The 2,251-nt window shown below is 27.1% G+C and carries 1 protein-coding gene; it reads left to right on the forward strand.

All coding sequences use genetic code 11. The features are described 5' to 3' along the window. Nucleotides 1-1,214 precede the first annotated feature (1,214 nt). On the forward strand, nt 1,215-2,251 hold a 1,037-nt coding region (locus EBF09_RS08890; RefSeq protein ID WP_121764743.1), incomplete at its 3' end, for a filamentous hemagglutinin N-terminal domain-containing protein.

Genomic DNA, 2,251 nt, shown 5'->3' on the forward strand with positions numbered 1-2,251 from the left:
AAAAAATAATAAATAAAAATTTAAAAAAACATATAATAAAATTTCAAAATAAAATTAAGTATTATTTATGTAAATAATAATACTTATAGCAACAAATAAAATAAAAATTATTATATTAAAGGAGGTTTTATGTATTTTACACATCTTAATACCTCTTCCCTTATAGTGCGGGGGGGGGGGGGCAAATAGCCTCTCTTTATTAACCTCTTCCTTTACTCTTTATCCACATACACATATAAATCTTACAAACAAATACAAACTATCCACCTTGTCATTGTCATTGCGAGCAGTGCTTGCACTGCGTGGCAATCCATTTTTCTATCTTATAAGGTTGTTTTTGTTATTGCGAGGCGGACTTGTCCGCCGTGGCATACAAGCAAAGCGAAGTGCAAATCTAAAAAGATTTACCAAAAATTCTAAACCATTCCTTTTTATTCTTTTAAACAACAAACCTACACTTTATACAAAAAGCAATTTTGTTCGTGGCGGTGTGATCCCTGAAACTGACAAGCAGTTTCTTAAGAGGCCACTCTCAAAATACTTTTTGTATAAAGTCTTATCACTTCTTTTGTTATTACAAACAAATATAAATCTAAAGAGTCTTTATTACAAAAGAATTCTCGTGGCGATTAGGAAGAATTTTACTTGTAAAATTCAGGTATCCTACTCTTTTCTAAGAGAATTACTTTTGAATAAAGACTTTCTATCTTTTATCTATTTAATAAACAATCTTAAAACTTATTCTCTTTTTATTACTAATCAATCTATAATTAAAACCCTTACTAATAAACCTAATCTCCTTTTTATTCTTACAAACAATCAACTATTAATAAATAAACTCTTTAACAAATCCTTTAATAAACAAAATAAACTATTTTTTAAAGTATCTAAAACACTTAAAGAATCCATTAGAGGATTCTTTTCCCCATTTATGAATCCTCTACTAGATTCTTTAATTAAACAAGAAAGAATAAAAAGAATCATTTGAATTAAACAAGAAAGAAGAATCTAAAAGAACTTTCTTTTATAGAAATTCCCTTTAGATTCTTTAATTAAATAAGAGAGAATAAAAAAGAAAAACAATTTCTTTTTTTCTTTTTCTTTCTTTTAAAAGAATCTTTTTATTACACAAAGAAAATAAAAAGAAACCAAAGAATCTAAATTTAACAATATTCTTTAATAAGAATCACTTTATCTAAAAAGGAGAAAGACAAATGCAAACAAAAACAAATCTAAAAAGAATAAAAAGCAATTATTCTTTTAAAAGAACCCTTAGCATTAGCATAGTAGCTTCTATACTTTTATCTAATCAATTAGTCTTAGCTAGAAATATAGCAAATGATACTTTACCTAGTGGAGGTAAATTTATAGGAGGAAAAGGAAGTATTACTTCTAATGGTAATATTATGAATATTGGCAATAAAGATAAAAATGGAAATTATACTAATGGTGGTAAATATGTTATTGCTTGGGGTGGAGGATTTAATATAGGTAAAGATGCTAGTGTTAATTTTAATGGAAGCAATAATGGATATTTAAATTTAGATTATTCTAAAAACTCTTCTATTCTGGCAGGTAAATTAAATGGAGGAAATAATAATATCTTTATTGTAAATCCTAGTGGAGTATTAGTAACAGAGAATGGAAGTATTAATGCAAATAAGTTTGGTATTTCTACAAGTCCTATGGATGATACTACACTAGCTAACTTTAAAGCAAAAGGACATATGGATAATTTTCAATTCTCTCCTGTATTTAAACCTAACAAAGGAGATATAATTAACAAAGGAAATATCACTACTAAAAATGGTTTAACTCTTATAGGCAATAAGATAGATATCCAAAAAGGAAACTTAATAAATACGGGCTCTAATACAGATAAAAATCAATCTATCTATTTAGTAGGAGATAAAGTCTATATAGATGCAGATGCTACAAACCTAAAAGGAAATACTATTTATGCTACTGCTTTTAGTGAGGGATATATCCAAAGACAAATGAATAAATTTGCCAACGATAATTATCAATTTGGAGATTATGACAAATTAATTACAAATAATCATTATATAGATTCTAATAATACTACCACACAAGGAGTAGACTTTAAAAAAGCAATCACTTTAGGCAATATGGGAGATGCTAAAGAGAATGCAAAAGATTGGTGGTATTTTGCTAATGGGTGGAATAATAATAAAGGAGATACTAGAAGCATAGATGAATTTAGATTAGTGGGGGATATTGATTTTAGTGG

This window comes from Helicobacter burdigaliensis (genome assembly GCF_003670295.1).
GTDB classification, from domain to species: domain Bacteria; phylum Campylobacterota; class Campylobacteria; order Campylobacterales; family Helicobacteraceae; genus Helicobacter_D; species Helicobacter_D burdigaliensis.